3 protein-coding genes are annotated in these 1,567 nt (G+C 48.9%); all 3 read left to right on the top strand.

Annotated features, from left to right (window positions below; genetic code table 11):
- Positions 1–230 (top strand): hypothetical protein (locus OA34_RS13285; RefSeq protein WP_039676226.1); only part of this gene is annotated, 230 nt, incomplete at its 5' end.
- The gene (locus tag OA34_RS13290) at positions 231–725 is read left to right on the top strand and encodes an NADH-quinone oxidoreductase subunit C (protein WP_039676228.1); all 495 of its coding nucleotides are present in this window, start codon (positions 231–233) and stop codon (positions 723–725) included. It begins immediately after the preceding gene.
- Positions 718–1,567 (top strand): hydrogenase large subunit (locus OA34_RS13295; protein ID WP_039676230.1); only part of this gene is annotated, 850 nt, incomplete at its 3' end. The genes OA34_RS13290 and OA34_RS13295, both read left to right, overlap by 8 nt.

Consider the following 1,567-nt stretch of genomic DNA (forward strand, 5'->3'; position numbering starts at 1 on the left):
CACTGAGCGACGTACGCGCCGAAGCTTTACCGCAAAGTCAAAAATACACGGCGATCACTTCGGCGACTTTGGCGTTTGATCGTTGCCCGAAATGTTCCGAACCGATGATTCAAACACCCGATTCGCTTCTCAACAAAGGATTTTCAAAACAAGACGATGCTCTTCGGTCGCTCTTTAACCTCTGTCCGAAATGCCGACGCGAATCTACTTTTACAAAGCGAGTTCTTTAAATGCACATCCTTGAAAAAACCTTGAACGACTCATTAGCCGCGCACAACAATCCGTTACGATTTACGCCGCATTACGACAGCCTTTGGTGTGAAACGGACGATCAAACACTCTTTTTAGCCTTAGCGGAGCTTTTACGCCGAATGGAAGCACGCGTGTGTATGATTAGCGCGTACGCTAAAGACGAGGCGCACGAACTTGTGTACCATTTTGACTGCGGCGGCGTTATGGCAAACGTCAAAGTGTATGTTGCCGATCGATGCGTTTTCTCGATCACGCCTTTGTTTAAAAGTGCCGATTGGACGGAGCGGGAACTCAGCGAAATTTACGGTATCACGCTTCAAAACCATCCCAATCCCCAACGTCTCTTTTTAGACGATTCGATTGATCGAAGCGTTTTAGACGAGTACTACTCGCTCTCGTCGATGATGAACGGACGCGTTAGCGAAACGCTCTGGAATAAAGTCAAAGCGCAAAAGGAGGCACGCCATGGATAAAACGACCGTGATTTTAGGCCCTTTCGACGTCGCGCTGGAAGAACCCGTTTACTTTAAGATCGAGCCCAACGACGACGCTCGAACAATTAAAAGCGTTGATATGGTCAACGGTTTCGTTCATCGAGGCATCGAATCGATCGTACTGCAAAAAAACTTTTTACAAAACCTGATCATTACCGAAAAAGTGTGTGCGCTTTGCTCTAACAACCATCCTTTTACCTACTGTATGGCGGTGGAAAAAATTGCACGTATCGACGTTCCGATGCGCGCACAATACCTTCGCGTTTTAACCGACGAAATCAAGCGCATCGCTAGCCATCTTTTCAATTTGGGTATGCTCTCGCATTTGATCCATGACGGTGCGTTAATGCGGGATTTTCTCGAGACGCGCGAAGCGTTTCAAGACCTTAAAGAACGTATTTGGGGCAATCGTATGGACTTAAGCGCCAATACGATCGGCGGCGTTAAGTTTGACCTCGATCCAACGCTCATAACCGCCATCCAAACAACGCTCGATCAAAACGAAGAGGCAATCAAGCGTTTTATCGAACGCTTCGAACACGACGAAATGCTGATCAAACGCTTAAAAGGCGTAGGCGTTTTACCGCACGAAGATGCCCTCAAACTCGGCGTCGTAGGTCCGGTCGCGAGAGCCAGCGGCGTCGACAACGACGTACGCAAACACGCTCCTTACGCGGCGTACGCCTCTTTGGACTTTAAGGTCATTCTCAAACAAGACGGCGACGTCCTCTCGCGTGCACTCGTGCGTTTGTACGAAATCGTAGAGTCGATCGCGCTCGTACGCCAAGTTTTAAACGCCTTGCCGCAAGGCGAAATCGCCT

It is taken from the genome of Sulfurospirillum sp. MES, from assembly GCF_000789415.1.
Lineage (GTDB): Bacteria > Campylobacterota > Campylobacteria > Campylobacterales > Sulfurospirillaceae > Sulfurospirillum > Sulfurospirillum cavolei.